The organism is Cohnella lupini (assembly GCF_003386205.1).
GTDB lineage: Bacteria > Bacillota > Bacilli > Paenibacillales > Paenibacillaceae > Cohnella > Cohnella lupini.
In genome coordinates this window covers 557,399-584,077 of record NZ_QRDY01000001.1, presented here as the reverse complement: position 1 = coordinate 584,077, position 26,679 = coordinate 557,399, and the positions used below count along the sequence as shown (strand labels likewise).

The 26,679-nt window shown below is 49.9% G+C and carries 31 protein-coding genes; all 31 read right to left on the bottom strand.

What is annotated here, in order from left to right; all coding sequences use genetic code 11:
- Positions 1–31 precede the first annotated feature (31 nt).
- Entirely contained in the window at positions 32–823 is a 792-nt protein-coding gene (locus DFP95_RS02765; protein ID WP_115991014.1) for a phosphatidate cytidylyltransferase, read from the bottom strand.
- Positions 824–826: 3 nt separating this feature from the next.
- Positions 827–1,627: an undecaprenyl pyrophosphate synthase gene (locus DFP95_RS02760; protein ID WP_115991013.1), complete on the bottom strand. Its 801-nt coding sequence runs from the start codon at positions 1,625–1,627 to the stop codon at positions 827–829.
- 89 nt (positions 1,628–1,716) lie between these two features.
- A complete protein-coding gene (gene frr, locus DFP95_RS02755) occupies positions 1,717–2,271 on the bottom strand; it encodes a ribosome recycling factor (RefSeq protein ID WP_115991012.1) in 555 nt (184 codons plus the stop codon).
- A complete protein-coding gene (gene pyrH, locus DFP95_RS02750; protein WP_115991011.1) occupies positions 2,271–2,999 on the bottom strand; it encodes a UMP kinase in 729 nt (242 codons plus the stop codon). Before pyrH ends, frr begins: the two co-directional genes overlap by 1 nt.
- Positions 3,000–3,100: 101 nt before the next feature.
- Positions 3,101–3,751, bottom strand: a complete 651-nt coding sequence (gene tsf, locus DFP95_RS02745; RefSeq protein ID WP_115991010.1) for a translation elongation factor Ts — start codon at positions 3,749–3,751, stop codon at positions 3,101–3,103.
- Between the two features lie 139 nt (positions 3,752–3,890).
- Positions 3,891–4,589, bottom strand: coding sequence for a 30S ribosomal protein S2 (gene rpsB, locus DFP95_RS02740; protein WP_115991009.1), 699 nt, complete (start codon positions 4,587–4,589; stop codon positions 3,891–3,893).
- 213 nt (positions 4,590–4,802) lie between these two features.
- Complete coding sequence (locus DFP95_RS02735) at positions 4,803–5,375, bottom strand: hypothetical protein (protein WP_115991008.1); 573 nt, start codon at positions 5,373–5,375, stop codon at positions 4,803–4,805.
- Positions 5,368–5,982: a hypothetical protein gene (locus DFP95_RS02730; protein WP_115991007.1), complete on the bottom strand. Its 615-nt coding sequence runs from the start codon at positions 5,980–5,982 to the stop codon at positions 5,368–5,370. Before DFP95_RS02730 ends, DFP95_RS02735 begins: the two co-directional genes overlap by 8 nt.
- A gap of 26 nt (positions 5,983–6,008) precedes the next feature.
- Complete coding sequence (locus DFP95_RS02725) at positions 6,009–6,326, bottom strand: hypothetical protein (RefSeq protein ID WP_115991006.1); 318 nt, start codon at positions 6,324–6,326, stop codon at positions 6,009–6,011.
- A 46-nt stretch (positions 6,327–6,372) separates the two neighbouring features.
- A complete protein-coding gene (locus tag DFP95_RS02720; RefSeq protein ID WP_115991005.1) occupies positions 6,373–7,788 on the bottom strand; it encodes a flagellar assembly protein A in 1,416 nt (471 codons plus the stop codon).
- 15 nt (positions 7,789–7,803) lie between these two features.
- On the bottom strand, positions 7,804–8,592 hold the full coding sequence (locus DFP95_RS02715) for a FliA/WhiG family RNA polymerase sigma factor (protein ID WP_115991004.1): 789 nt from the start codon (positions 8,590–8,592) through the stop codon (positions 7,804–7,806).
- A 16-nt stretch (positions 8,593–8,608) separates the two neighbouring features.
- Positions 8,609–9,025, bottom strand: a complete 417-nt coding sequence (locus tag DFP95_RS02710; protein ID WP_115991003.1) for a hypothetical protein — start codon at positions 9,023–9,025, stop codon at positions 8,609–8,611.
- Position 9,026: 1 nt separating this feature from the next.
- Positions 9,027–9,524, bottom strand: a complete 498-nt coding sequence (locus tag DFP95_RS02705; protein ID WP_115991002.1) for a chemotaxis protein CheD — start codon at positions 9,522–9,524, stop codon at positions 9,027–9,029.
- Entirely contained in the window at positions 9,521–10,105 is a 585-nt protein-coding gene (locus DFP95_RS02700; protein ID WP_425453232.1) for a chemotaxis protein CheC, read from the bottom strand. The genes DFP95_RS02705 and DFP95_RS02700 overlap by 4 nt, the downstream gene beginning before the upstream one ends.
- Positions 10,106–10,142: 37 nt before the next feature.
- The gene (locus tag DFP95_RS02695) at positions 10,143–10,604 is read right to left on the bottom strand and encodes a chemotaxis protein CheW (RefSeq protein WP_115991000.1); all 462 of its coding nucleotides are present in this window, start codon (positions 10,602–10,604) and stop codon (positions 10,143–10,145) included.
- Between the two features lie 30 nt (positions 10,605–10,634).
- Positions 10,635–12,728 (bottom strand): chemotaxis protein CheA, encoded by a 2,094-nt coding sequence (locus DFP95_RS02690; RefSeq protein WP_115990999.1) that lies wholly within the window; start codon positions 12,726–12,728, stop codon positions 10,635–10,637.
- 42 nt (positions 12,729–12,770) lie between these two features.
- Entirely contained in the window at positions 12,771–14,255 is a 1,485-nt protein-coding gene (locus tag DFP95_RS02685; protein ID WP_115990998.1) for a protein-glutamate methylesterase/protein-glutamine glutaminase, read from the bottom strand.
- A gap of 72 nt (positions 14,256–14,327) precedes the next feature.
- Positions 14,328–15,194 (bottom strand): MinD/ParA family protein, encoded by an 867-nt coding sequence (locus DFP95_RS02680; protein ID WP_115990997.1) that lies wholly within the window; start codon positions 15,192–15,194, stop codon positions 14,328–14,330.
- A complete protein-coding gene (gene flhF, locus DFP95_RS02675; RefSeq protein WP_115990996.1) occupies positions 15,187–16,632 on the bottom strand; it encodes a flagellar biosynthesis GTPase FlhF in 1,446 nt (481 codons plus the stop codon). Before flhF ends, DFP95_RS02680 begins: the two co-directional genes overlap by 8 nt.
- Positions 16,629–18,662, bottom strand: coding sequence for a flagellar biosynthesis protein FlhA (gene flhA / locus DFP95_RS02670; RefSeq protein ID WP_115990995.1), 2,034 nt, complete (start codon positions 18,660–18,662; stop codon positions 16,629–16,631). Before flhA ends, flhF begins: the two co-directional genes overlap by 4 nt.
- Positions 18,663–18,866: 204 nt before the next feature.
- Positions 18,867–19,955 carry a flagellar biosynthesis protein FlhB gene (gene flhB / locus DFP95_RS02665; RefSeq protein ID WP_115990994.1) on the bottom strand — a complete coding sequence of 363 codons (1,089 nt, stop codon included), beginning with the start codon at positions 19,953–19,955 and terminating at the stop codon, positions 18,867–18,869.
- Positions 19,956–19,984: 29 nt separating this feature from the next.
- Positions 19,985–20,770: a flagellar biosynthetic protein FliR gene (fliR, locus tag DFP95_RS02660; RefSeq protein ID WP_115990993.1), complete on the bottom strand. Its 786-nt coding sequence runs from the start codon at positions 20,768–20,770 to the stop codon at positions 19,985–19,987.
- A gap of 6 nt (positions 20,771–20,776) precedes the next feature.
- Complete coding sequence (fliQ, locus tag DFP95_RS02655) at positions 20,777–21,046, bottom strand: flagellar biosynthesis protein FliQ (protein WP_115990992.1); 270 nt, start codon at positions 21,044–21,046, stop codon at positions 20,777–20,779.
- Between the two features lie 33 nt (positions 21,047–21,079).
- Complete coding sequence (fliP, locus tag DFP95_RS02650) at positions 21,080–21,826, bottom strand: flagellar type III secretion system pore protein FliP (protein ID WP_115990991.1); 747 nt, start codon at positions 21,824–21,826, stop codon at positions 21,080–21,082.
- Positions 21,823–22,365 carry a flagellar biosynthetic protein FliO gene (locus tag DFP95_RS02645; RefSeq protein WP_115990990.1) on the bottom strand — a complete coding sequence of 181 codons (543 nt, stop codon included), beginning with the start codon at positions 22,363–22,365 and terminating at the stop codon, positions 21,823–21,825. The genes fliP and DFP95_RS02645 overlap by 4 nt, the downstream gene beginning before the upstream one ends.
- 26 nt (positions 22,366–22,391) lie before the next feature.
- Complete coding sequence (locus DFP95_RS02640; protein WP_115990989.1) at positions 22,392–22,754, bottom strand: response regulator; 363 nt, start codon at positions 22,752–22,754, stop codon at positions 22,392–22,394.
- Between the two features lie 21 nt (positions 22,755–22,775).
- A complete protein-coding gene (gene fliY, locus DFP95_RS02635) occupies positions 22,776–23,981 on the bottom strand; it encodes a flagellar motor switch phosphatase FliY (RefSeq protein ID WP_115990988.1) in 1,206 nt (401 codons plus the stop codon).
- Positions 23,971–24,972 (bottom strand): flagellar motor switch protein FliM, encoded by a 1,002-nt coding sequence (gene fliM, locus DFP95_RS02630; protein WP_115990987.1) that lies wholly within the window; start codon positions 24,970–24,972, stop codon positions 23,971–23,973. The genes fliY and fliM overlap by 11 nt, the downstream gene beginning before the upstream one ends.
- A 93-nt stretch (positions 24,973–25,065) precedes the next feature.
- Complete coding sequence (locus DFP95_RS02625) at positions 25,066–25,545, bottom strand: flagellar basal body-associated FliL family protein (RefSeq protein ID WP_115990986.1); 480 nt, start codon at positions 25,543–25,545, stop codon at positions 25,066–25,068.
- Entirely contained in the window at positions 25,542–25,775 is a 234-nt protein-coding gene (locus DFP95_RS02620) for a flagellar FlbD family protein (RefSeq protein ID WP_115990985.1), read from the bottom strand. Before DFP95_RS02620 ends, DFP95_RS02625 begins: the two co-directional genes overlap by 4 nt.
- A gap of 64 nt (positions 25,776–25,839) precedes the next feature.
- Positions 25,840–26,661: a flagellar basal body rod protein FlgG gene (flgG, locus tag DFP95_RS02615; protein WP_115990984.1), complete on the bottom strand. Its 822-nt coding sequence runs from the start codon at positions 26,659–26,661 to the stop codon at positions 25,840–25,842.
- Between the last annotated feature and the right edge of the window lie 18 nt (positions 26,662–26,679).

The following is a 26,679-nucleotide window of genomic DNA, read 5'->3' as shown; positions in this document are numbered from 1 at the left end:
CGCTTGCGCAATATGTATGAAAATATTCGAATTATAGAGTCAGAAGCCCGAGAAGATGAACAAGCGGAAACACGATGAGCCAGCTGTCCGTCCGATCCAATACGCCGCCGTGTCCCGGAAGCAGCTGCCCTGAATCTTTCACGTTGCGGAAACGCTTATACGCCGATTGCACGAGATCGCCGAGTTGTCCCGCGACGGCTGCCGTTAAGCCAATAAGCATCGCTTGTCCGTATCCCAGCCATTCCGGCATGGAGTAAGCGAAGACGCATCCGACGATAACGGCAATGACCAGACCTCCCAAAGCGCCTTCAATCGTTTTATTCGGACTGATAGCGGGCCACAGCTTCGTCTTGCCCATCGCTTTTCCGACGAAATAAGCGCCGGCATCGGATGCCCATATGCATGCGAACGTAAGCGCCGACCAGAAAATGCCGTGATCAAGCACACGTGTTAACGCCATGTAATGAAATCCCGATCCGACGTAGATCGCTCCCATGAACATGACGCTTACATGCTCCAACTGTATACGGTTTTTACTAAATACGGTTCCGCAAAGCAGAACGAACATAAGAACCCAGGCAACCGTCGTAAACGAAGGCAACTCCCAGTCATTCGGAAGCTTCGGCAAAGCGATCAGCAGCACGGCTACAAAGCCTAGCAACACGTCAAGCCGCGTCCAAGCTTGTCCGTTCAATCTGGCATACTCCCAATAACCGATAAGCGCCAGCAAGAGAAGCAACCCGGTATAATACCAGCCTCCCGCGACCAGAAGGCCGATGAATGCCGCACCGGCGATAACTCCGGTTACAATCCGCTGACCCATTCTTCATAGCCCCCCGTATCGACGTGCGCGCTGCTGATATTCGCGAACCGCGTCGTATAAATGTTGTTCGCTAAATTCCGGCCAGTAAACGTCCGTAAACCAGAACTCGCTATACGCGAGCTGCCACAACATAAAGTTGCTTAAACGAAGCTCCCCGCTGGTGCGAATAAGCAAATCCGGATCGGGAAGACCGCTCGATAACAATAGCCGTTCGAAATCGGCTTCCTCAATGGCATCCGGGTTTATCTCTCCCGCGACGGCTTGCTTCGCTAATTGCTTGGCGGCGTCTACCATTTCAAGTCGACTTCCGTAATTAAGCGCAAAATTAAGAATAAGACCGGTGTTGTGTTGCGTTTTACGAACGGCTTCTTCAACCGCGGCTACAGTATGATCCGGCAGCAACTCGCGAATACCCATCATTTTGACTTGAACGTTATTTTCGATAAGCTCTCCCAATTCCAAAGACAAAAACTCCTGCGGCAATTTCATCAGGAATTCCACTTCCGATTTGGGACGCTTCCAATTTTCCGTGGAAAATGCGTAAAGAGTCAGCACCTTGACGCCTATTCGATCGGCAGCCTTCGTTATCCTCTTCACGGCTTTCATTCCATTATGATGGCCGGCAATGCGAGGAAGTCCTCTCGCCTTCGCCCAACGCCCGTTGCCATCCATTATGATGGCAATATGCTCCGGAATATTATCCCCCGTGGGGACTTCTTCCGACTTAACTTTATGCTGCTGAATGTCGTTATCCGTAAATATTCCTACCCGCAGCTTACGAAGCCACGTCCTGAACAAACCCATGGTTCTTCCCCCCAATAGCGACAAAGCTCCCGCTAGCTAACCAAAAAGAGAATAAACCCCACCTTTCGGAGGGGCCTTGCGAGTTCAGATCATACTTCCATGATCTCTTTTTCTTTGGCGACCAGAATTTTGTCTACTTCGGCGACAAAACGGTCCGTCATTTTCTGCACGTCTTCTTGGTGGCGGCGCGATTCGTCCTCGGAAATGTCGCCTTTTTCTTTTTTCTTGATTTCATCGTTAGCGTCGCGACGAATGTTACGGATGGCAACCTTGGACTCTTCTCCGAACTTCTTCGTCGATTTGGCCAAATCCGATCTGCGCTCTTCCGTGAGAGGCGGGATGTTCAACCGAATGATCGAACCGTCGTTAGCGGGCGTTAATCCCAAATCCGACTTCTGGATAGCCTTCTCGATAGCCGACAATGCCGTTTTGTCCCATGGCGTGATAATTAACGTACGGGAATCCGGCGTATTGACGGAGCCCATCTGATTGATCGGAGTCGGCGTCCCGTAATAATCGATTTGAATGCGATCCAGCATATTGACCGAAGCGCGGCCCGCTCTTAAAGTTTGAAGATCGCGTTTCAACGCGCCCAATGCTTTCTCCATGCGTTCTTCTGCGTCTTTCTTAATAGACTGAGGCATTAGTCGATACTCCCCTTCACTATTGTACCGATCCGCTCGCCCATGACGGCACGTTTAATATTCCCTTTCTCGGTAATCGCGAATACGAGAAGCGGTATATTGTTATCCATGCATAGCGAGGAAGCGGTTGAATCCATGACGCCTAGATTTTTATTCAAGACGTCCATATACGTTAATTGCTCGTATTTGACAGCGGTAGGGTCCTTGAACGGATCCGCGCTATATACGCCGTCTACTTTATTTTTTGCCATCAAAATAACTTCGGCTTCGATTTCCGCAGCTCTCAGAGCAGCCGTCGTATCCGTCGAGAAGAACGGATTGCCCGTACCCGCAGCGAAGATAACGACTCGGCCCTTCTCCAAATGGCGGATAGCCCGCCTGCGGATATACGGCTCGGCGATCTGTTGCATGGCGATCGACGTTTGAACGCGGCTTGGTACGTCCATCTGCTCAAGCGCGTCCTGTAACGCCAGCGAGTTCATAACGGTGGCTAGCATACCCATATAATCCGCCGTCGCCCGGTCAATCCCCTTCTGACTTCCTGCGATTCCGCGCCAGATGTTGCCGCCGCCGCATACGATCGCGACTTCGACGCCTAATTCGATGACTTCCTTGATTTGTTCCGCAATCGACAAGATGGTCGTCGCGTCAATGCCGTAACCGTTCGGGCCGGATAACGACTCTCCGCTCACCTTTAATACTACGCGTTTAAATACGGGAAGCTTCAACGTTTTGTACCTCCATCGTGTCTTGAGTTAAGTAATTAAAATGTATGCGTCTGAATCGTTAAAAAATAGGGAACACACTGTGCTCCCTAATTTCGTTATTATTAATGTTTGACTTGCGCCATGACTTCTTCTACGAAGTTGTCGACTTTTTTCTCCAAGCCTTCGCCCAATTCGAAACGAGCGAATCTGCGGATGGAGATTTTTTCGCCGATGGCGGCGATTTTTTCGTTGAGCAACGTCGTGATCGTTTTGTCCGGATCTTTAACGAACGCTTGCTCCATCAGGCAATTTTCTTCGTAATACTTGTTCATGCGGCCTTCTACCATTTTGTCGACGATTTTCTCCGGTTTGCCTTCGTTCAGAGCTTGATTGCGAAGAATTTCTTTTTCTTTGTCCAGCTCGGCTTGGGACACTTCTTCGCGAACGAGGAACTTAGGGTTAGCCGCCGCGATTTGCATCGCGATGTCTTTGCAGAACGCGCGGAATTGATCCGTCTTGCCTACGAAGTCGGTTTCGCAGTTGACTTCAACTAGAACTCCGATACGTCCGCCGGCATGGATATAAGATTCGACTACGCCTTCGGTTGCGATGCGGTCGCCTTTCTTAGCTGCAGCCGCAAGGCCTTTCTCGCGAAGCAGCTCGGCTGCTTTCGTCAAATCGCCGTTCGCTTCCTCCAACGCTTTCTTACAATCCAACATTCCTGCTCCGGTTCTTTCGCGAAGAGATTTTACGTCTGCTGCGTTGATTGCCACGTGAATTCCTCCTAAGATTTAGGCTCCCTAAGACTCATGTCTACTCGGGATGCACATAGTAATTTTTGAAAAAAAGGGCGGTGAGAAGGTTCTCTTCTGACCACCCTTTCTACTTGTTTCTATAAATGCAAGTGGCTTATTAAGCCGTAGTTTCTTCGCCTTGGCGTGCTTCTACGATTGCGTCTGCCATCTTAGCCGTAAGCAATTTAACCGCGCGGATAGCGTCATCGTTACCAGGGATAACGTAGTCGATCTCATCCGGATCGCAGTTCGTATCGACGATACCAACGATTGGAATGCCTAGCTTGCGAGCTTCAGCAACGGCGATACGCTCTTTGCGAGGATCGATGATGAACAAAGCATCCGGCAATTTGCGCATGTTCTTGATGCCGCCGAGGAATTTCTCGAGGCGATCTTTCTCCTTGCGGAGAATGATGACTTCTTTCTTAGGCAACACTTCGAAAGTGCCGTCTTGTTCCCATTTGTCCAATTGGTGCAAACGGTCCGTACGCTTCTGGATCGTGGAGAAGTTAGTCAAAGTACCGCCCAACCAACGTTGGTTGATGTAGTATTGACCGGAGCGCTCGGCTTCTTCCTTAACGGAATCTTGAGCTTGTTTCTTCGTTCCAACGAACAGCATCGTACCGCCGTTCTCTCCGAGCTGACGCACAAAGTTGTAAGCCTCGTCTACTTTTTTAACCGTTTTCTGTAGATCGATAATGTAAATGCCGTTACGTTCAGTAAAGATGTACTTATCCATTTTCGGGTTCCAACGACGTGTTTGGTGACCGAAATGTACCCCTGCTTCGAGCAGTTGTTTCATGGAAATGACTGCCATCTTCCTGCACCTCCTATTGGTTTTTGGTGAATCTCCGCCGCAATTCGCTCTTTCCGTCAAAACTTCTCTCGTTTCGCACAAGAAAAGCACCGTTGACGAAATTGAAATGCGTGTGTTTTTTACACCGAAAAATAATATACCATATCGATAACCGTCGCGCAATGCATAATCCGAATTATAGCATGAAAATGTCGAGATCCGGCGTGAACATCGTTATTTTTTGCGGGTAAGCTCATTCATGATTTGCTCGTAGGTCGGCTTGCCTGTAAATTCGGATTTTCCCACCTTCATCTTCTTGGAGATCGGTCTCGCTTCATTAATAAAGTCTTTCGCGTCGTCGATCAAGCCGAGCTTCTTAAGCTCGTCGGCAACTTCCGTTAAGGTCATGCCGTAATCCACTCTTAAAAAAACCGGCTCCGTAACTTCCTGCCCGTTGTCATCCGTAGACGCGGGTCCCGATTCCTCGGGCACCGGCGAATCCGACGGAGCAGGTGTCTTCAATGCCTCATCATCCGAGTCTTTGATCCCTTCTTGCCCGTTGTCGTCGCCTTTATTGGATTGCTCCTGCGATGCGGCTACGGCTTCCTCTACCTTGTCGTTTAATTGCTCTTCGGTGAGGAGCACAAGTCCCGCCTTCTCCGCTTCGGCGTCCAACTGATCGCGTGTCAGAGACTCTTGGGCAACCATGGCTGACTGATCCTTCGCCACCAGAATCATTTGCAACATGGATGCGCCGATTATGATGCCCACTCCGAATCCTATCAACCAGTTCCTATATTTACGCATTCTGTTGCTCCTCCCGCCGAACGAGCTGCAAGATCAATTGCACCTCGCCTTTGTTCATCCCGAGCGCTTTGGCGATTTGCTCTATCGATCTGCCTTTATCGTGCATGGCGAGCAATTCGGGATATCTGCCGCGAATGGTCGTAGGTGCGATTTCGATTTCTGCCGGCTCCGCGGCGACCCCGTCCATCATCCGGCTTCGATCTTCGACGACAGGTAACGGAGCGGAAGCTTGAACATATTCTGAAGTAGCCGCTGCTGGCACGTAAATTTCGTTAGTGGGAAAAGACGCAGCCGTTGTATACGGAGGCTTGACTTCCGTCGGCGTTGTAGGCTGAAGGGATTGCTCCGACCATTTTTTCATCTGATATTCCATGTCTACGATTCGACGATTTAATTTACCGACGGTTTCATCTTGCTCGGATTTAAATTTTGCGACAGCGTCGAACAACTCCCGATTTTCGGTTTCTAAATCTTCGAGCAGCTGACTGTAAGCCTCTTCGCTGACAAACTCTGTTTCTTTGTTAGACTTCGTTGCCGTTCTTGGCATCATCCACGCATATCCGCTAATCGCTATGCCAAGCAATACAATACTTAACCATGGGCTCATCCTTTAACCCCTCTCTTGCTTGTAGATCAGCCCGTGAAATCGATATGCTTCCCTTTAAACGGGTGCTCCGGGGTTTTACTATGTTCCGGAGTCTCCTCATGGGCTTCTTTGTTGGAGGAAAACGACTGTTTGTTCTTGCCGCGAGGCTGCCGTTCCGAGATCGTATCGTTTGTAGTCGATTCCATTTTCGTGCTTCTTTTAGCATCATGTTCGGCTGTTTTGAGTACCTGCTGACCTAATAAAGACTGCTCGGTCGCCGAACGTTGCTGCTGCTGTTGCTGCATCGGCGACAACTCCATCGAACGCGGAATGGATACTTGCACGTCGATCGGCTTAAAGCTCATGGCGGTTCACCTCGCATTTTGATCGTAACAATGAAAGTGACTATTGTTAATTAAAAGGAACCATTACGATATCGCCCTCGGAAAAACGGAAAGATACTCTTTGCGAGCCATCCTTAACGAATCGGGTGTACCGGCCGATAACGATCTTTGTCCCTCCCCACAGGGTATGAACGGCATCGACGCGCGCCGTAGTCGCATCTTCGAGCGTCTTCTCGATTTCCAACACCCGTTCCTTCGCGCTTTTTAGCTCTTCAAGCGTTTGGCGCTTAGTGGCCGACAGTTTAATACGAAGCGCGAGCTTATCCGGCGCCAATTGCCCTATCGATGCCATCTGATCCAACATAACTAAAGCTTTCTCCGATTTATCGGCGTTATCCGCAAGTTGACGCATAGTCACTCTGAGTTCATTCAGCTCTTGACGAAGCTCGGGACGAACGCCAACCTCGATCACCGTTGCCGTCGACATGGAATTCCCGATCATTCTAGCGGTGACGCGATCTCCGGCTTGAATGATTCCGCCGACGATAAGACCTTTGGCGCCGATGCATTTGACCGTCCGGCCCGCGCGTACGTTAGAATGCATAATGCTCTGCGAAACGATAATATCTTCGCCGGCAATGACATTGCCGTCTTGAATGAAGGAGCAACGAACGTTGCGGCCGGCCCTTACGTATCCTTTATTACTGCCGATTACTCCGCCGGAAATTTCGATCGAACCTTCCGACTCGACCTCCGCGCCTTCGATTCCGCCCGTAACGCGAATATCGCCCGAAGCTTTCACGCGGAAACCTGTCAGAATATTTCCTCTGATAACTACCGTGCCCACGAAATCGATATTTCCGATATTATAGTCCACGTCCCCGTTCACTTCATAAACGGGAAACACGTTAATCTTTTCTTTGTCCGTTTTCGTCACTAGTCCGTCGATCGCCGCATACATCCCGATTTTCTCGGGATTAACGACGACGTTCTTGCCGATCTTAAAGTGTGCTTCCTTGCCGTCTCGCGGCGGAATATCTTCCCCGGTCACAAATTTTCCGGCAACTCCGGGCAGAGCTGGCACGCGTTCGGCGATCAGTTGACCGGCTTTCACGTTAGCCAATTGGATCACTTCTTTGTAGTCGACGCTTCCGTCCTCTCTTTCGGTAGGACGCCGTTCTTCCTCCTTCGATTCGCCGTACAACAAGTTAACGAAACCATCCTTGCCCGGCTGGGTCGGAGTGCCGACGGCAACGATGTTCTGGGTAAAGTAAAAATCTTGGGGTTTCTGCGAAATCAGATAGAGCGTATCCTTCTGCAGTCCGTATTTGACTCCTTGCGACATCAGGTATTCCTCTAACTCGCGGGAAGTCAGCTTTAACTCTCCCTCGACTCTTCTGAATACCAAGAAAGCTTGCATTTTATCATCCGAAATCGTAACCTGCAGGCTTTCCTCCAATGGTATTTTTCCATTGTCAGGCATTAATAGGCCCCCTTTTTATCCGTTCTGAAGCAGCTGCTCCTTTTGTTTCGCCAATGCCCCTCTTAGCCTTAATATGGCTTTGGAGTGGAGTTGCGAAATTCGAGAAGGAGACAAGCTCATCACTTCGGCGATTTCGCTTAACGAAAGATCTTCGTAATAGAAAAGGGAAACCACCGTTCTTTCTTTTTCCGTAAGTTTCTCTATACCGAATTTTAAAGAGTCTTTCAGATAAGTTTCGTGTACCTTCGATTCCGGGCTGACCGCTTTCTCATCTACGAGGAGCGATAGCCTTGTTTCGGACTCTTCCTCGCGTATGGGATCTTCCAGGGAAAATACGGCGGCGACTGCGACCTCCTGAAGCATCTGTTGAAATTCTTTATCGCTAATATTCAAATAGGCGCATATTTCGTCATCTGAAGCAGATCTCAAATTCTTCTGTTCCAGCACCGCATATGCGTCCTCCATTTTTTTCGCTTTGTCACGAACGGAACGCGGAACCCAGTCGCCTTGCCTCAGTCCGTCTATGATCGCTCCTCTGATTCTCCAAGAAGCATAGGTTTCGAATTGCAGTCCTCGCCGATAGTCAAACTTCTCGATGGCATCGATTAATCCCATAGCCCCGTTACTTGCCAAGTCGTCTTTGGTTACATTTTTCGGTAAGCCGACCGCCATTCGGCTGGACACATAGTCCACGAGCGGTAAATAGAGCTCGATCAGTCGCTTTCTCGCTTCCGGATCCTCGTCCTCTTTCCAGCGCTGCCACAAATCTTGATGGGATAACCGGGAACGTGTTTGATCGACCATTCTATCCTCACCATCCTTATTCGTCCGTTAGACGACGAATCGCCTGAACCACTTCCTCGGGATTGGGATTGTCGAGCGACACCAATCGCTTGGGCTGCAAGGGCTGGAAGCCTTTAATCGGCTCTCCTTTGCCATCCGCCCATTGTTCTTTCATCATCTCGGACAGAGATTCGCCATCGTCCGGAGTCATTAAATCAAGCGCTGCTCCGCGTTCGTTATCCAAGGATGACTCGATCGTTTCCGTTCTCCGAACAGGACTTAACAATTGACTCAATACGAACCTTACGACAAAAGCGATCGCGGTAAAAACCAGGAATGCATACAAGCTTCGCATCAAAGTCGTACTTAGAGGGTTATTGGAGAGCGAGATTAAGAAAGTCAATATCCCGCCGAATCCGCCGAATGCGACATTTAAGCGCCAAGAACCAATCATTTCAAATCTCCTTTACTCCATGCTGAACGCTTCGAATGCTGAACACACCGGTCAGGCTGTTCAACTCTACGGTTCGCCCGTAATTGCCGCCCGTATCCTCCGAGACGAGCGGTATTTCAAATCGTTCCAGCGCCAGCTTCGTCGCCTCCACATTGCGAGGACCAATCCGCATCGTATCCGTGCCGCCCATGAAGGCAAACATTTGAGCTCCGCCGGCCATCTTCGCAAGAAGACGTCCCGTTACTGCCCCTTTGCTTATCATGCGTTGAAGAAGTTCCGGGACGGCAGTGTCCGCGTATTTGGCGATGTTCAGCTGTCCTTCCCGGGCAATGTCGGATGAAGGCAGCATGATATGCGCCATCCCGCCTAGCTTTAGATGGGGGTCGTAAAGGGTCAATCCTACGCATGAGCCTAATCCGGTCGTTCTGAGCATCGCCCCTCCATCCGCGATATTCAGATCAGCCATCCCCACTTTAATCAGGGTGCCTTCCGTCATCAGAGCGGCACTCCCAACGCACGAAAGAGCTTATCGAACGACTCGGGGTCCGGGATGAGGAAGAAATGTCCTTCCGCCTCTTGTTGGCCTTCCAGAAAAGTCGTATCGATGAGCAGAGCATCATCGCCCATCGTGCCGAATTGGAGTAATCCATAGCTAAGAATCGCTCCAGCCATGTCTACGGCCAACGATGGAACGGTCGGAGACATGTGCAATCCCGTAAAATCCGCTAAGGAGGTTAAATAAGAGCCGGCTAGTATGTTGCCGATTTCGCTGAGAGCGGATAGCTCCAGCTCGCTGTAATTATCGTTCTCTGCCGCATCGAAGCCAAGCAGTCCCTGCAAGATACGACGCGCCGGTTCCCTATTGATGATGAAGAACATATTGCCTGGAGCATCGCCGTCGACTCGCAGGAATATCGCGATGACAACCGCTTCGGAGCCCCCGACCCGCTCCGCTATCGCCTCGAAAGGTAGCAGGCTTACGGTTGGGACCGCCATGTCCACGGGTTTATTCAACAACGTCGATAAAGCGGTAGCCGCGTTTCCCGCGCCGATATTTCCGACTTCCCTAAGCACGTCCATCTTGAAATCCGAGTCGTTCTTAAACAGGCTCACGCGCCTACTCTCCAAACTGCTCTAACTGGATGATTTCGTTGCGGTTTAGTACTTCAATTAGATTCAAGAGGATTAATAGGCGGTTTTCGCCGATCTTGGCAACGCCGCTTATGTATTTCGCTTTAATGCCGCCTAGCACTTCCGGCGGATTCTCGATGGCATCGCTCATGACGTCCATGACGTCGTTGGCCGAATCCACGATGAAGCCGACTTCCAATTCATTCGCGGCAACGATAATAATCCGGGAATTGTCGGTAAGCTCCGTCTCCGCGAGTCCGAACCGTCCGCGCAGGTCGATCACCGGAATGACTATGCCTCTTAGATTGATGACACCCTTGACGAATTCCGGCGTTTTCGGAACGCGGGTAATCGGTACCAAGCGTTCGATCGTGCGGACTTTGTCCACTTCGATACCGTACTCTTCTTGCGCCAGCGTGAAGACAATGACTTTCAATTCCTCTGCCATGGATGAAATCCTCCCTTAGAGTCCGGTATTTTACTTAATGAGTGCATTGGGATCTACGATTAAAGCGACTTGCCCATCACCGAGAATCGTCGCGCCAGATACGATGCCAAGATTGTTTGCCAAATACTTGCCGAGAGGCTTCAATACGATTTCGCTCTGTCCGATGAATTCGTCTACCAGAACGGCTGCCACCTTGTCCCCTTTGCGGATAACTAGCATTTCCGTTTCCGCTTCCTCATCGTCGCTATAATCGGGCGAATCGACCAGTTTAGCCAAGGAAACGACCGGAATGATAGATTGACGATAGTCGATCATTCGATTACCGTGCAATGTCCGGATATCCGTCCGCTTAACCGAGCCCGTTTCCACGATCGACGAAAGCGGGAATGCGTATTTCTCGGACCCGAGCTTGATCAACATCGCCGCGATTATCGATAGCGTCAGCGGTAATTGAATCGAGAATTTAGTTCCGGACCCCAATACGGAGTGAACCGTAACGTGACCGCCCAACGAAGTGATTTTGGATTTGACCACATCCAGCCCGACACCTCTGCCCGAAATATCCGAAACCTTGTCGGCCGTGCTGAACCCGGCGGCGAAAATGAGCATGTTCACTTCCTCATCGGTAAGGTTCTTGGCTTCTTCCGCAGTAACGACTCCGCGTTTGACGGCCGTTTCCAACACTTTAGGACGATTGATTCCTTTGCCGTCTTCTTCAATCTCGATAAAAACGTGGTTTCCGCTATGGAATGCTCGCAAATGAACCGTTCCGACTTCCGGCTTGCCTAATTGATTACGTTCGGTTATGGGCTCGATTCCGTGATCGACGGCGTTACGAATTAGGTGGACGAGCGGATCTCCGATCTCGTCGATGACGGTACGGTCTAGTTCCGTTTCCGCGCCGACAATGACGAGGTCTACTTTCTTGTCGAGTGATTTAGCCAAATCGCGAACCATTCGCGGGAACCGGTTAAACACGCTTTCCACAGGAACCATGCGCAGCTTCAGAACGATATTCTGCAAGTCCGCGCTGACGCGAGCCATATGCTCTACCGTTTCCGTCAAGTCGTTGCGCCGGACCTCTGAAGCAAGCTGTTCCAAGCGAACTCGGTCTATCAATAATTCGCTGAATAGATTCATAAGAGAATCAAGACGTTCGATATCGACCCGAATCGTTCGGGGCGCGGCGCTTCCGGAGACAGGTGCCGTAGCGGCTACCGGCCGGGTCGGGTTGCCATCCGTCAGCGGCGCTGCCGGCGCGCTCGCGTTAGTAATCGGAGCGACCGAAAGCGTAGAGGCCGTTTGCTTGATTCTTTCTTCCGCTTGATCCTTCGCGCTCTCGGCGCTTCCCAGTTCCTCCAACGAGGAACGATCCACCGCGTTCAGCGTCACGGACTCTATCTCGGATACTCGCGAGATTTGGTCGCGGAGTAAGTTTTCGTCCGTTTGCGAAATATAGTAGACCGAGAAGCTGCGCTCGAATTGCTCTTGTTCGATTTCCTGCACGGATGGGAAAGCTTTAACCACTTCTCCGTTTCTTTCCAGCACGTCGAATACCATATAGGCGCGAGCGGCCTTGAGCAAACAATCTTCCCTGACCTTTACTTCGATGTAATAGGCTTTATGCCCGCCATCCAAGGATTGGCTAAGAACGGACAATTGGTATTGGTCCAGCACAAGCGAAGCCGGCACGTTAGACGCGGGCGCACTGATAGTGGCTTTCGCGGAACCGACGACGGCCGCGTCGCCTTTAACGATTTCTTTAAGCCTTTGCACAAGCTCCACTACGTCGCCTTTACCCGTACCGCCGTTAATAATATCTTGAACCATGGCTTCCAGCGCATCCAAGCATTTGAACAGCGTATCGAAAATATTGCCGTTCATGCTTAGCTTGTCGTTGCGCACGAGATCCAGAACGTTCTCCATTTCATGCGTCAACGCGGCGAGATCCTCGAATCCCATCGTAGCCGACATTCCCTTCAGCGTATGCGCCGAACGGAATATAATTTGAACGATGCTGATATCCTCCGGTTGCTGCTCCAGCCGAAGCATATTCTCGTTCAGTGATTGCAAGTGATCGTTGGACTCATCGATAAAGATGGACATGTATTGATTCATTTCCACTGGCCGGACACCTCCTTGTTGGCTGAGCTTTCAAGTACGAATTTATGGTTTGCGCGATCTCACTTCCTGCACGATCGCAGGGGCAATTCCTTGAAGCGGCAATTGGTGCGATACGGCGCCTAACTCTACGGCGGAACGCGGCATTCCGTATACGACGCAGGTTTGCTCGGATTCCGCTATCGTCGTGGCGGCGCCGTCCGATCGCAGTGCCTTCATGCCTTTAGCGCCATCGCTTCCCATTCCAGTCATGAGAACGATGTGCCTGACAAGCTGCCGTTGTCCGATCAGGGATTCGAATAGGACGTCAACGGAAGGCATATGTCCCGACCGCGGGCCTTCTTCGGACAATCGGATGCGATATTTGCCCGAAGCCTCTTTCTTCAGCGACATATGTTTCCCGCCTGGAGCGATATATGCCGTGGCGGTTTCCACGAGCTCGCCTTCGACCGCTTCGCGTACATGGATGCTGCAAAAATTATCCAAGCGTTGCGCTAACGAGAAGGTGAATTTGGGCGGCATATGCTGGACGACCAGAATCGGAGCCGGAAATTCGGCAGGAATGCCGGTCAGTACTTCGTGGAGTGCTCTTGGCCCCCCCGTAGACGTCCCGATCGCGACCAATTGCTCGAATTGCGTCGAACCTCTCGGCTTCGCTGTTGTGCCGGCATTCGTTAGGGAGGAAGACGCTTTCTCGGAAGTAACTGCCGGCTTGGACGTTTTCTTACCGGCAACGACCGAATCGCTCTGAACCCGGGCCACGGGTTTTGCTCGTTGCGAACTTTCGTTGGCCATTCGAGTTTCCTGCGACTTGGGCTTTGTCATTCCGGTTTCGGCAACGGGCAGCACGGATGATATTCGAGGTGCTGGTTTGTCCGTTTTCGCTTCCGGTTTTCGGGAATGAGTCGCGCCTTCTTTGCTTACGTTCTCTTTCGGCTGAACCTCTTTAACCGATGCTATATTACTAGGAATCGTATCGACGGCAATTCCAGGCTTATCCGGCTTCCCAACTTTGTTAGCGGGGTCTTCCACAATCGGAGAAAGCGTCAATGGCGGTGCGGGAGTCGGCTGAACAATGATTACGGCTTTTTCCTCTACTGCCGGTAGCATTCTTAGAGAGCCGCTACTCATCGTTTCCAACGCGATATGCAGCTTCTCGAGAAGTTGTTCCCCCACCTGGCGTATATCCAGTTTCACCGCGCCATCCGGCTTGCGTATAAAATCGATCGCGCCGTATTGGAGCGCCTTGATAGTATCCCTAGTTCCGTTGTCCGTGACCGCGGAGAGCATAATAACCGGAGTAGGCTGGATGTTCATAATGCGTTGCAACGCTTCGAGACCGTTCATTTGCGGCATTTCCAGATCCATCGTAATAATATCCGGTTTAAGCTCAAGCGCTAAATCGACGCCTTCTTTGCCATTCGAGGCTGTCGCCAATACTTTGAAGGCAGCATCAGCGTCTATGACATCGCTGAACACCTTGCGCATGAATGGGGAATCATCTACGATTAGAACCTTAAATTCCGACATCTTGCGACCCTCCCCGTGATTCTAGCTGAATTTACGGCTTCGATGTTTCGGCGCTTCTCTATTTCAACGTGTTTAACTCCATAACTTCTTTATTCTTTGGACGAAGCTGGATAACCCCCGGTTAGAGACCGGCTCTCTTTCCTCAAGCAAGAACCGGGAAGCGATTCGGTCGATTCCTCGCGTTGCTTCGCTATCAGGGAACGCTATGGATAAAGGCGTTTGGCGTTTAACGGCTTTCGTGACGTTGGAGTCATCGGGGATAAAGCCAAGCACCGGTATTTCGATGTCCAAATATTTGCTTGCCACCTGACGAATATTGTCCGCCGTTTGTTTTCCTTCGCGTTCGTCGGCAACCCTGTTCACGACTAATCTGAAGGAAATTTCGTGCCCCATCGACTTGAGCATTTTAATTAAAGCATAGGCATCGGTAATCGATGTCGGCTCGGGAGTCGTGACTACGATCGTTTCTTCGGCTGCGGTAATAAAGCGAACCGTTTCCTTAGATAAGCCGGCCCCTGTATCGAACAAGATAAAATCGACATGACCGTGGAGCTTCGATATCTGATCCGAAAAGTATTCCAACTCCTGTTCGCTCAACCGAACCAAGTCTTGAAAACCCGATCCGCCCGCAATGAACTGTAACCCGCCGGGACCTACCTGGATAATTTCCCAGATGGACTTTTCTCCTTTTAGCAAGTGCATGAGATTGTACTGGGCCGGCGTTCCTAATAGGACGTCTATATTGGCGAAGCTGATATCGGCGTCGAAGACGAGCACGCTATATCCTCTATTCTGCAAAGCCATGGCGAAGTTCAAGCTGAAGTTCGACTTCCCGACGCCGCCTTTACCGCTCGTGACGGTAATAACCCGTGTCGTGCGCGCCGCGCGTAATTCCTTGGAATGAACCAAATGCCTTAGCGCCTGCGCTTGATCAATCATCGGTTGAAACCCCCAATATCCGCTTTACCAAGTCCTCCGGCTCGAATGGCCGGATATCGTCGGGCACCGCTTGTCCGCAAGTGATGTAAGATATTCGGAAATCGAATTCCTTAACCAAATTAATGAGGGTACCGAATGTGTCCGTTTCGTCGAATTTAGTCAGTAGCAATTGATTAACGCCGTACTTAGCGAATTGAGAGGCTACCATCTTCATATCGCTATACTTGTGAGTCATGCTGAGTACGAGAATCGTCTCCGTCTGCTCTCCCGGCGCTAACAAGCTGTTCACTTCCGAGACGAAGAGCTCGTTGCGGTAATTACGACCGGCAGTATCCATGAACAAGAGGTCACGATCGCCCAGTTTTCCGTATGCCCTCGTAAGCTCGCTTGGCGAAAATACGACCTCAAGGGGTACATTTAATATATCGGCATACGTCCTCAACTGATCAACCGCCGCGATTCTGTATGTATCAGCCGTGATGAAACCCACGCTCCGCCGATGGTTGAAGGATTGTTCCGCGGCTAGCTTAGCGATAGTCGTCGTCTTCCCGACGCCGGTAGGACCAACGAAATGTACGATTCTCGTTGTATCGTCTATTCCTGTCCCGACCGCGAGGCCCAACCATTCCAATAGAACCGAACGAGAAGCTTCATAAGACGATATCTCTCTGTCCTCTTCGCGATGCTCGTCGATCTTTCGGTTAACGGCTTCGGCGAATTGTTCGACGTAAGAAGGCTCGACTCCCTGTTCCGCCAATCGCCTGCTCCATTTAATGACGGCTTCGGGCATACTCCTGAAAGTCTGCTGCTTAGCCATCTTGCTCATCATTTCCTTCATGGAACGAAGCTCCGTCAATAAATCCGCTGTTTCTTCGACGGCTTGTTTATTTTCTCTTTTCTCGAGCGCCTGAACCGCAATCGCTAACGTGGCCGCTTGCGTATCGGAGCGTTGAGGCACTTCTTGGATAATATCCGAGATTGTACGATCGCGCTCTTGCAGGTCTTGAGATTCGCTAGATTGCTCCAGAGCGGATTGAAAAACGTTAGGCTTGATCGGGCTGATCGGCCCGCCGCTGCTTTGCACCTCGGGTAACGGCGATGTCGGCCTTCGGCCGCTATCCGCGAATGGAGGCTGCGAATATCTCTCCCTAACCGCATTCGAGGAAATGACGGGTAACGGTGCGTCCGTCTCGTCGAATATAGCAGCAGGCATCTTCCTCTCGATAGGACGAGCGGGTATCGGTGCTCTAGCCTGCGGTTTTTTTGCCGCTTCGTCAATGGCTGCGATAACCTCCACTCGTTTCTTGCGGAACATGCCAAGAAATCCGCCGACGCGGATATCTTTCGTATTCAGAATAACGGCATCCGACCCCAGTTCGCTGCGAATCATTTGAACGGCTTCGGGAAGATCATCGACGATATATCTTTTTACCTTCATGCACTCACCACCCCAACGCTCTGCACTTCAATACTTGGCTCCAACTCGCTGTACGAAATGACCGGAATATCTTGCAGGCTTCTCTCCAGCAACTGGCGCAAATACATGCGAATCGTCGGAGACGTTAGTATGATAGGCTGTTGACCCGACTGCACCAACTTATTCACTTGCTCGGTCAAACGTTGGTAGATCGCTTGCGATGACGCCGGATCCATCGCTAGATAACTTCCTTGATCGGATTGTTGAACCGCATCGGCTATCTTCTTCTCGACTGCGGGACTAACCGTAATAACCTTAAGTGGCTCTGAAGCGCTGGCGTATTGTTGGGTAATCTGTCGGGATAAGCTTTGCCGCACGTACTCCGTTAGAACCTCCGGGTCTTTCGTATATTTACCGTAATCCGCCAACGTTTCAAAAATAGTGACCAAATCCCGAATGGATATTTTTTCTTTAAGCAGCTTCGACAAGACTTTCTGGACATCTCCAACGCCTAGGATGGATGGGATTAACTCATCGACAAGCGCAGGGTAAGTTTCCTTGACGCTCTCGATCAACGCTTTCGTTTCTTGACGGCCGATTAGCTCATGCGCATACTTCTTGATGACTTCCGTCAAGTGGGTCGCGACCACCGATGGAGGATCGACGACCGTATAACCGGCCATCTCCGCTCTTTCCTTCGTCGCTTCGTCGATCCACAAAGCGGGTAAACCGAATGCCGGCTCCTGAGTCTCGATTCCCGTAACGGACTCGTCGTCAAACCCTGGGCTCATTGCCAAATAATGATGTATCAATAATTCGCCGCGAGCGACCGTGTTTCCTTTCATCTTAATGACATATTCATTCGGTTTTAGTTGAATATTGTCGCGAATTCGGATAACGGGGACGATTAAGCCCATTTCAAGGGCACATTGCCGTCGAATCATAATAATTCTGTCGAGTAGATCTCCGCCTTGCTGCGTGTCCGCAAGCGGGATTAACCCGTACCCGAATTCGAATTCGATCGGATCGACCTGCAACAAGCTGATGACGCTTTCCGGACTCCGCACTTCCTCGATATGCTTCTCTTCAACGAGAAGCTCTTCTTCTTGCTGCTTCCGGTTCAAGTTCGCTTGCAAACGATAACCAGCTATTATCAGAATAGCTGCGTACGGAAGCGTGCTGATCAAAGGAATAGGAGTTGCCAAGCCCAATAGCGCTACCGTGCCTCCTACGATGTATAACAACTTCGGATACCGAAGCATTTGTTTGCTGATATCATCCGCCATGTTGCCCTCGGAAGCGGCTCTAGTTACGATGATACCTGCTGCAGTACTAATCAATAGAGCTGGAATTTGACTGACTAGACCGTCCCCGATGGATAGGATGGAGTATGTCTCCAAGGAGGTCATGGCATCCATTCCATGAATGGCCATCCCGATAACGAACCCGGCGATCAAGTTGATGAAAACGATAATGATGGAGGCAATAGCATCCCCTTTGACGAATTTGCTGGCTCCGTCCATCGCGCCATAGAAATCGGCTTCCTTTTCAATCTTTTCCCGGCGTTCCCTGGCTTGTTGCTCATTAATGAGACCGGCGTTCAAATCGGCGTCGATACTCATTTGTTTGCCGGGCATCGCATCGAGAGTGAAGCGGGCTCCTACTTCCGCGACGCGCTCGGACCCCTTCGTGATAACGATAAATTGCACGACGACAAGGATAAGGAATACAACGAAACCTATCGCGATTTGCCCGCCGGCTACGAAACGTCCGAACGTTTCGACGACGTGTCCCGCATCTGCCTCCGATAAAATCAGCCGCGTAGTAGAAACGTTAAGCGCTAATCGGAAAATCGTCGTGAGCAACAAGAGGGTAGGAAATATCGAAAAGTGAATCGCATCCTGGGTGTTCATCGCGATCAGAAGGATCATGACGGCAACCGAAATGTTAATGATAAGTAAAATATCCAAGAGTGCTTTGGGAATAGGAACGACCATCATCAGGACAATTCCGATGACGCCTATGAGTATGCTTAAGTCCCGAATTTTCATGACGCGTCCCTCCCGACTAGCGATACGTCCTCTTACGCTGCGGTGCGCGCCGGAAAAGGATTGCCACTACGCCGCTGTTAAAATCGAGTTGCTGTTGAATTTATTTTGCGGTTGCAACTCGATTTTAAAGGCGGACGTAAACTCTCCGTGGCAAAACCTTTTCCTCTGCGCCCTTTCGTAAGCCGGCCGTTCTAATTATATTTATTACCTCCGGCCCTTGAGCCGATATACGTATGCCAGCACTTCCGCTACCGCTTGAAAGAGGTCGCCGGGAACGCTTTGTCCCACTTCCGTCCTCTCGAACAGCGCACGGGCGAGCGGCTTGTTTTCCATAGTCATAACTTCGTTTTTCTTGGCTATCTCCCTGATCCGAAGAGCTAAGTAGTCTTGCCCTTTAGCGATAACGGTCGGAGCGTCCATTTTGCTCGGATCGTATTTCAAAGCTACCGCGAAATGCGTCGGGTTGGTAATGACGACATCCGCTTTCGGAACTTCCTGCATCATTCGCATAAGCGCCATTCTGCGTTGACGTTCTTTTATTTTTGCTTTAATAAGCGGATCGCCTTCGGAGTTCTTATACTCGTCTTTAATATCTTGCTTGCTCATTCTCAGGTTTTTCTCGAACTCGTAACGCTGGTACATGAAATCGCCGATGGCCAGTACGAATAGGAGCGCTGCGACGAAGATTCCCATTTCCATAGTCAGGCCGCTCACGAAAGCGAATATATCCTGCACCGGTAAATGCGCCAAATCAAGAAACCGTTCCCTTTCCGACCAAAGGACCAAATAAACGATTAATCCCACTGCAGCTAACTTTAAGGAGCTCTTTAGAAACTCGACGACCGATCTGACTCCGAAAATATTTTTGGCGCCGGTCAGTGGGTTAAGCTTCTCCAGCTTCGGCTGAAGAGGCTCCAAAGTAAACAACCAACCGATCTGAACGTAATACGACGCAAAAGCGACGATAAGCACTACGACGAAGATCGGGGCAAGAACGATCAACAATTGAACGGCATAATGATTGAACAAAGTGAGTATATTTTCGGCCGTTACTTCCATCTCCAAACGATGCAAGAGAACATCGCCGAACATGGTCAAGATTTGCTTCTGGAGAAAAGGACCGAGCATCAGCAAACAACAGATACAAGCGAGAAGGATCAGCGAGCTCGGAATTTCCACGCTCTTGGCCACCTGACCCTTTTTGCGGCTCTCTCCTCGCTTTTTCGGTGTCGCCTTCTCCGTTTTCTCGCCCGAGAACAATTGCAAATCCATCCTAAGACGATTGCGGGGCATGACGCTACCTCCTCTATCGTTACCTTTGCTCAAGAAGGTGTTTTCAATATCGTGAACAATTTCTCCAATGCTTCGAACATATTGTCGAATATCAACTGAAACAATGCACTAAAGCCGGGCAAAAGAATGACCAACATAGCCAAACCAATAAGGATCTTAATAGGAATACCGATGACGAATACGTTGTATTGCGGTGCCGTTCTTGCCAACAAAGCCAATCCGAAATCCGTTAAAAACATGGCTACGACGATAGGTGCCGATATTTGCAAAGCCAACAGAAAAGTATCCGCGAAAGTACGAGTTAAAAATTGCGTTACGTCTCCTCCGTAATACACTTGGAAGAGATTATTATCAAGGGGAAGCCACTTGTAGCTATCCATGATTGCCGCTAATAAGTAGTGATGACCGTTCACCGAAAGAAAAACGAGCATCATTAACATGAACTTCAGATTACCTAACATCGGAGCTGACGCGCCGGTAATGGGATCTACGATATTCGCGATCCCGAAACCCATCTGCATGTCCATGAAAGAGCCCGAGGTCTGTACGATCGTGAAAAACATATAAGACGTGTAGCCTATCAACAGGCCGGCAAAAATCTCGCGGATAATGGCAAGTATGTAAGTAGCGTCCGCCGTTACTTTAGTATCGAACCCGACCGTCAGAAAGACGATCAGCGATACGAAGAAGGCCAAACCGATCTTAACGGTTTTGGGAACCGACCGGGATGATAAAATGGGCGCTACAATAATAAACGACGTTATTCGACAAAATACAAGCAAAAAGGCAGGAAACATCTGCATAATTAATTCCATCATTCATCACCCAATGTAATTCGACAAATTTCCAAGCAACTGAGTGGTGAAATCGACCATGACATTGAGGATCCATGGACCAAAAATCAGCAGCGCTAGAAAAACGGCGATGATTTTGGGCACGAAAGCGAGAGTTTGCTCCTGGATTTGGGTCGTCGCCTGAAAAATACTGACGAGCAACCCTACGATCAATCCGATTCCAAGCATCGGTGCGCTTACCTTCAGAACGGTATACAATGCTTGTCCCGCCAAGCCGATAATAAATTCAGAGCTCATGTTACCCCTCCTGCCTTACGGTTCCGCCGGCGTTCAAGTATTAAAGCTGGTCAACAGAGATTTAACAACGAGATACCAACCGTCGACTAGCACGAAGAGCAATATCTTGAACGGAAGCGAGATCATAACGGGTGGAAGCATCATCATCCCCATCGCCATCAACGTACTGGCTACGACCATATCAATGACGAGAAAAGGTATGAATATCATGAAACCCATTTGGAAAGCCGTTTTCAACTCGCTTATGGCGTAAGCAGGAACGAGTACCGTAATCGGGATATCTTGATACGTTTCCGGCTTCTCCGTTTTCGTATAATTCATGAATAAGAGCAAATCTTTATCTCTCGTATGCTTGTACATGAATTCCTTCATCGGAATCGAAGCTTTCTCTAAGGCGACCGTTTGACTGATTTCTCCCGCCAAGTACGGCTTTAAAGCCGTCTCGTTTAACTGCGAGAATGTTGGAGCCATGATGAATAAGGTCATGAATAACGCTAATCCAATCAACACCTGATTGGGTGGCATTTGTTGCGTTCCCAACGAAGTACGAACAAACCCGAGCACGATAACGATTCTTGTAAAGCTTGTCATCAGCACGAGTATGGCCGGGGCTAGGCTAAGGACCGTAATCAGCAACAGCATGGATAAAGCCGATGCGCCTACGGGCTCGGTCCCATCACCGAGGGTGACTCCAATAATGGGATCGGCATACGAAGAGGCTTGGAAACCGAACAGTATCGTTTGCAGCGACAGGAAGCTATAAAGGATCTTTTTTTTCATGAATTATCTGTCCGATCTCCGGAACGGCTATCCTCCAACAACTGTTCGACCTTCTGTCTTCTTTCGGACAATTGGCGCAGTCGGTTCTCTAAGGTTTGCTCGAAGCTAGTACCGTTAGAGGACGCTTTGGATGAAGTTTCTTCGTTTTGCGGATTGTTGCGCTGAGTCATCTTGCGTAGCCATTCTGGCAGCGAAGCTCCCGTATTGGCCGTGACCGAATCATGTTCCGCCAGCAAAGCGGCTACGAGCTCCGGCTCTGTGATGGATTCGAGCAACGTCACGTCGTCCCCGATGCCAAGCACGTAAATCCGACCGTTCCATTCCACGATTTGCATCGACTTATTCGTCCCTAGAGGAAAACCACCCAAAGACCGAAGCGCCCGATTCATTCCCCATCCGCGATTGCGTTTAGCGAAAAACCGTAAAACGAGAACGATTAATCCTACGATAATGGCAAGGACGAACAATACCCAGATCAGATCCCATGCCGATCCGGATCCAGTCCCTGGAAACTCTTCTACTAGCCCGTAAGTACGCATGAATCTTCAACGCTCCTGACTTTGACTTAACCCAGTGTTTTCTTGATGGCTTCGATGACTCTGTCCGCTTGAAACGGCTTTACGATAAAATCTTTGGCGCCGGCTTGAATCGCGTCGATTACCATTGCTTGTTGTCCCATTGCCGAACACATAATAACTTTGGCGTTGGTATCCAATTTGCGAATTTCTTTTAACGCCGTAATTCCATCCATCTCCGGCATTGTAATATCCATCGTGATCAGATCCGGATTAAGCTCCTTGTACTTCTCGATCGCTTGCGCGCCGTCTTGCGCTTCTCCAACGACCTCATAACCATTTTTTGTTAAAATGTCGCGGATCATCATGCGCATGAATGCTGCGTCGTCTACTATGAGAATGCGGTTTGCCATTTCAATTTCCTCCCGATAAACTTATTGGATTTTTTGGACGCGATCCCATTGACTAACAATGTCGGTGACACGCACGCCGAAATTCTCGTCGATTACGACGACCTCGCCTTTGGCGATTAATTTGTTGTTTACTAAGATGTCTACGGGTTCGCCGGCCAATTTATCGAGTTCGATGATTGAGCCTTGGGACAATTCCAAAATATCTTTAATCTGTTTCTGCGTACGTCCCAACTCTACCGTGACCTTCAGCGGGATGTCGAGTAACAGATTTAAATTCGTTTCTTCTGCTTGAGCGAAACCTCCGCCTTGAAAATTAGCGAATTGCACCGGATTAACGTTCACGTTCCGATTAACGCCGCCGCCTAGCGTTTGCGGATAAGCCGGCATTTGCGCCGCATAAGCCGGGGGTGCCGCTGCCATCGGCGGAGCCTGATGAACAGGAGCTGCAACAGCCGGAGTAGGCGCCGGTTGTGCGGCTTGCACGGCAGGCTGCGGCGGTTTAGCTTGCTGAGGAGCCGGTTCTTCCGAAACGCCGCCCATGAGCGAATCGACCAATTCTTTCGCGAAGGTAACGGCTAGCAACTGCATGATGGACGAATCTATCAAATCCCCTATCTTTAAACGGAAGGAGATTCTGACGAATACCTCCTCTTGAGGGATGTTGCTGACTCCGGAGTTATTCTTGACGTCCATAATATCGATGCCAGGGGGCGAAATGTTGACCATACGATTAAAGATCGTCGACATGGAAGTCGCCGAGGATCCCATCATCTGGTTCATCGCTTCTTGAACCGCGCTAATATGTATTTCATTTAGTTCCGCGGATGTAACGTTTCCTTCTCCGCCCAGCATCAAGTCCGCGATAACTTGGGCGTCATGGGACTTGATGACAAGGGAGTTAATTCCTTCGAAACCTTCAACGTAGCTCACGTGCACGGCAACATGCGGCTTCGGAAATTCCGATTCGAACTGCTGCCGTTCGATGATCGAAACCGTCGGAGTCGTAATATCGACTTTCTTGCCGAGCAAAGTCGATAGTGCCGTTGCGGCGCTTCCGAAAGTAATGTTGCCGATTTCCCCTAGAGCATCCTGTTCCATCGGAGTAAGGTAGTCGCCGATGGACCGCTCGGCACCGATTGAACCGCCGGCTGGCTCTTCCTCTCCGCCGGAAGATTGACGCAATAAAGCATCGATTTCTTCTTGGGATAAATAATCTTTACTCGTCATGGATCTCATCTACTCCTTCGCTGACGATCTCGTGAATTTGAATCGCCATTTTATCTCGCACCGTACCCGGACTGGCGATAAACTTCACCTTGTCGCCGACTTTCACTTCCAGACCTTCTTCTGTTGGCTTATGCAAAGCAATAACGTCTCCAATCGAGAGGTTCAAGAATTCCTGGACGGATATTTGTGAAGTTCCAAGCTCCGCGACTATCGGAAGTTTGGCTTTATGTACCCTTAGTTCAAGTAACTGTTGCTCTTCCGGCGCCCGGGTTTTCTTCTGGGAAACGAACCAATGATGCACGGAAAGTCTCGGCATGATCGGCTCGATGACGACATGAGGAATACATAGATTAATCATTCCCGTCGTATCTCCGATTTTCGTGCTAAGAGAAATGAGCGCGATCGTTTCATTCGGAGAGACGATTTGCATGAACTGCGGATTCGTTTCAAGAGCTTCCATCCGCGGCTGTATGTCGATAATCGTTTTCCAGGCTTCTTGCAAGCTTTCGAAAGCTCTGCTGAAAATTTTCTCCATGATGATCGTTTCGATTTCCGTCAAGCTGCCGATCTTGCTCGGAGCCGTTCCACCGCCACCCAGTAGCCTATCGAGCATGGCGAAAGCGACATTGGGATGTACCTCTAGAACCATTCGTCCTTCCAGCGGCTCCGCTTCGAAGATGTTGAGTATCGTCATCTTAGGAATGGAACGGATGAACTCGTCGTAAGGCAGCTGCTCTACTTGAACGACGTTAATTTGAACGAACGTTCTAAGCTGAGCGGAGAAATATGTTGTTAAGAATCGCGCGAAGTTCTCGTGAATACGGGTCAAGCTGCGAATATGATCTTTAGAAAAGCGCGTCGCGCGTTTAAAGTCGTACGCACGCACCTTTTTCTGCGTATCCTCTTTCTTAAGCTCTTCCGCATCCATTTCTCCCGAAGAGAGCGCCGCCAATAACGCATCGATCTCATTCTGCGAAAGTACATCTACCAAATCCCTCACCCCTTTCTTAAACCGGAGCGAAACGATATGTTTCCCCAGCGGTCAAGTGTTCTGCCAATAATCAATCGATGATGCGGGTTTTTATCAAATAGGAGTCATAATAAATCCTTTAATTCCTACCCTCAGCAATTTGCCATCGGACAATACCGAGTTCACGGAGTTGATAAGTCCCGCTGTTAACTGGTCTTTTCCTTTGGTTCCATTCATATCATCAGGGCTCATCACCCATAATGCACGGTTAACGATCGGTTTAATTTGGCTTTCCTTGATTTTGTCGAACTCCTCTTTCGCTTTCTCGTTATCGAATTGGAACGAGAAGCTAATTTGGACGACATAATCCGTGTCGGAAAGATTAGTTCTGATATCAATTAATTCGGATGTGACCTTTACCATTTCATCCGCAGATATTGGCTCCACTTGCTCATTGCCGGCTACTTCTTTTATGGCTTGCTCGGGATCCGCTGCTTTGTCCCCGAACAGATTAGTCCAGAAATAGAAGGTGGCAATGACAATCAACGTAATCGCCAATAATAGCGAAACGAGCCATGGCAACAATTTTCTCATGACGTAGCTCCCTCCGATTGCGTGTCCGTTGGGCCTGTTACGGCCGCCAGCACGCCGATACTGCGCAAGTAATGCCGGGTAGCCCGGATTACATCCGAAGAATTTTCGATAACAATGAATTTTTTGCCCGTGGTAAGCGTGATAATCGTATCCGGCGTGTCTTCCACCGTTTCGATCAATAAAGCGTTAACGTGGAACTTGCTGCCATTAAGGCGCGTAACATGAATCATTTCAGGGCCTCCCCTTAAACTGCCGAGGGGAGAGCTAAGCCGCCCTCCCGAGGCAGGAGATCAATTACCGTTTCAAGTTAACGACTTCTTGCAGAATTTCGTCTGAAGTTGTAATGATTTTGGAATTCGCTTGGAAACCGCGTTGAGCGACGATCATTTCAGTGAATTCGTTCGTCAAGTCGACGTTGGACATTTCAAGCTGTCCGGAGATAATCGCTCCTAGACCAAGCTCCGGATCTCCGGGAGCTCCGGTGATCAGTTCGCTCTCTAGGTTGGCGTTCGGAGTCAACCGATACATATTACCTCCGACTTTTTCCAATCCGTTAGGGTTATACACTTTCGCTAACCCGATTTGGAAACCGCTGTCCGTAGCCAAACCGTCCGCATCGATCTGAATGATTCTGCCATCCTGGGAAATGTTGAACGCCGTGATCTCGGGAGGAAGCACGATCGGCTCCCCGTCGGCGCTTACAACCATCATGCCGTCGGCGTTGACCAATTGTCCCGCGGCGTCAAGATCGAAGTTGCCCGCTCTCGAAAGATAAGGAACTTCTTGGTCGGCGGAAGTCTTGACCATGAAGAATCCGTCGCCGTCGATGCGAAGATCCGTCGATTTGGAAGTCGTCATGGCACTACCGGGCGTGTGGATCGTATCGATGGCGGCAACCGTGACTCCTAACCCGATTTGTTTCGCGTTTACGCCGCCGGTAGTACCTTCGACTGGAGCGGTAACTCCAGACATCGATTGGCTCAAGATATCTTTGAACATAACTCGTCCGGCTTTGAATCCTACGGTATTGACGTTGGCGATGTTATTGCCGATGACGTCTAGCTTCGTTTGAAACCCGCGCATACCGGAAACACCAGAATACATTGAACGCAACATGAATTGCCTACCTCCATT

What these genes read in the sequence shown, in the direction of transcription:
- fliP (WP_115990991.1), bottom strand. Translation starts at nt 21,826, where the DNA reads ATGAAAAAAAAGATCCTTTATAGCTTCCTGTCGCTGCAAACGATACTG.
- DFP95_RS02720 (WP_115991005.1), bottom strand. Translation starts at nt 7,788, where the DNA reads ATGCCTGACAATGGAAAAATACCATTGGAGGAAAGCCTGCAGGTTACG.
- DFP95_RS02625 (WP_115990986.1), bottom strand. Translation starts at nt 25,545, where the DNA reads ATGAGAAAATTGTTGCCATGGCTCGTTTCGCTATTATTGGCGATTACG.
- flhF (WP_115990996.1), bottom strand. Translation starts at nt 16,632, where the DNA reads ATGAAGGTAAAAAGATATATCGTCGATGATCTTCCCGAAGCCGTTCAA.
- DFP95_RS02710 (WP_115991003.1), bottom strand. Translation starts at nt 9,025, where the DNA reads ATGATTGGTTCTTGGCGCTTAAATGTCGCATTCGGCGGATTCGGCGGG.
- DFP95_RS02725 (WP_115991006.1), bottom strand. Translation starts at nt 6,326, where the DNA reads ATGAGCTTTAAGCCGATCGACGTGCAAGTATCCATTCCGCGTTCGATG.
- DFP95_RS02730 (WP_115991007.1), bottom strand. Translation starts at nt 5,982, where the DNA reads ATGAGCCCATGGTTAAGTATTGTATTGCTTGGCATAGCGATTAGCGGA.
- fliR (WP_115990993.1), bottom strand. Translation starts at nt 20,770, where the DNA reads ATGGAATTAATTATGCAGATGTTTCCTGCCTTTTTGCTTGTATTTTGT.
- DFP95_RS02715 (WP_115991004.1), bottom strand. Translation starts at nt 8,592, where the DNA reads ATGGTCGATCAAACACGTTCCCGGTTATCCCATCAAGATTTGTGGCAG.
- flhA (WP_115990995.1), bottom strand. Translation starts at nt 18,662, where the DNA reads ATGAAAATTCGGGACTTAAGCATACTCATAGGCGTCATCGGAATTGTC.
- DFP95_RS02620 (WP_115990985.1), bottom strand. Translation starts at nt 25,775, where the DNA reads ATGATTCATGTTACGCGCCTTAATGGCAGCAAGTTCCACGTTAACGCT.
- DFP95_RS02765 (WP_115991014.1), bottom strand. Translation starts at nt 823, where the DNA reads ATGGGTCAGCGGATTGTAACCGGAGTTATCGCCGGTGCGGCATTCATC.
- DFP95_RS02760 (WP_115991013.1), bottom strand. Translation starts at nt 1,627, where the DNA reads ATGGGTTTGTTCAGGACGTGGCTTCGTAAGCTGCGGGTAGGAATATTT.
- fliY (WP_115990988.1), bottom strand. Translation starts at nt 23,981, where the DNA reads ATGACGAGTAAAGATTATTTATCCCAAGAAGAAATCGATGCTTTATTG.
- DFP95_RS02680 (WP_115990997.1), bottom strand. Translation starts at nt 15,194, where the DNA reads ATGATTGATCAAGCGCAGGCGCTAAGGCATTTGGTTCATTCCAAGGAA.
- rpsB (WP_115991009.1), bottom strand. Translation starts at nt 4,589, where the DNA reads ATGGCAGTCATTTCCATGAAACAACTGCTCGAAGCAGGGGTACATTTC.
- DFP95_RS02640 (WP_115990989.1), bottom strand. Translation starts at nt 22,754, where the DNA reads ATGGCAAACCGCATTCTCATAGTAGACGACGCAGCATTCATGCGCATG.
- flhB (WP_115990994.1), bottom strand. Translation starts at nt 19,955, where the DNA reads ATGCCCCGCAATCGTCTTAGGATGGATTTGCAATTGTTCTCGGGCGAG.
- flgG (WP_115990984.1), bottom strand. Translation starts at nt 26,661, where the DNA reads ATGTTGCGTTCAATGTATTCTGGTGTTTCCGGTATGCGCGGGTTTCAA.
- DFP95_RS02695 (WP_115991000.1), bottom strand. Translation starts at nt 10,604, where the DNA reads ATGGCAGAGGAATTGAAAGTCATTGTCTTCACGCTGGCGCAAGAAGAG.
- DFP95_RS02700 (WP_425453232.1), bottom strand. Translation starts at nt 10,105, where the DNA reads ATGGACGTGCTTAGGGAAGTCGGAAATATCGGCGCGGGAAACGCGGCT.
- DFP95_RS02645 (WP_115990990.1), bottom strand. Translation starts at nt 22,365, where the DNA reads ATGCGTACTTACGGGCTAGTAGAAGAGTTTCCAGGGACTGGATCCGGA.
- frr (WP_115991012.1), bottom strand. Translation starts at nt 2,271, where the DNA reads ATGCCTCAGTCTATTAAGAAAGACGCAGAAGAACGCATGGAGAAAGCA.
- fliQ (WP_115990992.1), bottom strand. Translation starts at nt 21,046, where the DNA reads ATGAGCTCTGAATTTATTATCGGCTTGGCGGGACAAGCATTGTATACC.
- DFP95_RS02735 (WP_115991008.1), bottom strand. Translation starts at nt 5,375, where the DNA reads ATGCGTAAATATAGGAACTGGTTGATAGGATTCGGAGTGGGCATCATA.
- DFP95_RS02685 (WP_115990998.1), bottom strand. Translation starts at nt 14,255, where the DNA reads ATGTCGGAATTTAAGGTTCTAATCGTAGATGATTCCCCATTCATGCGC.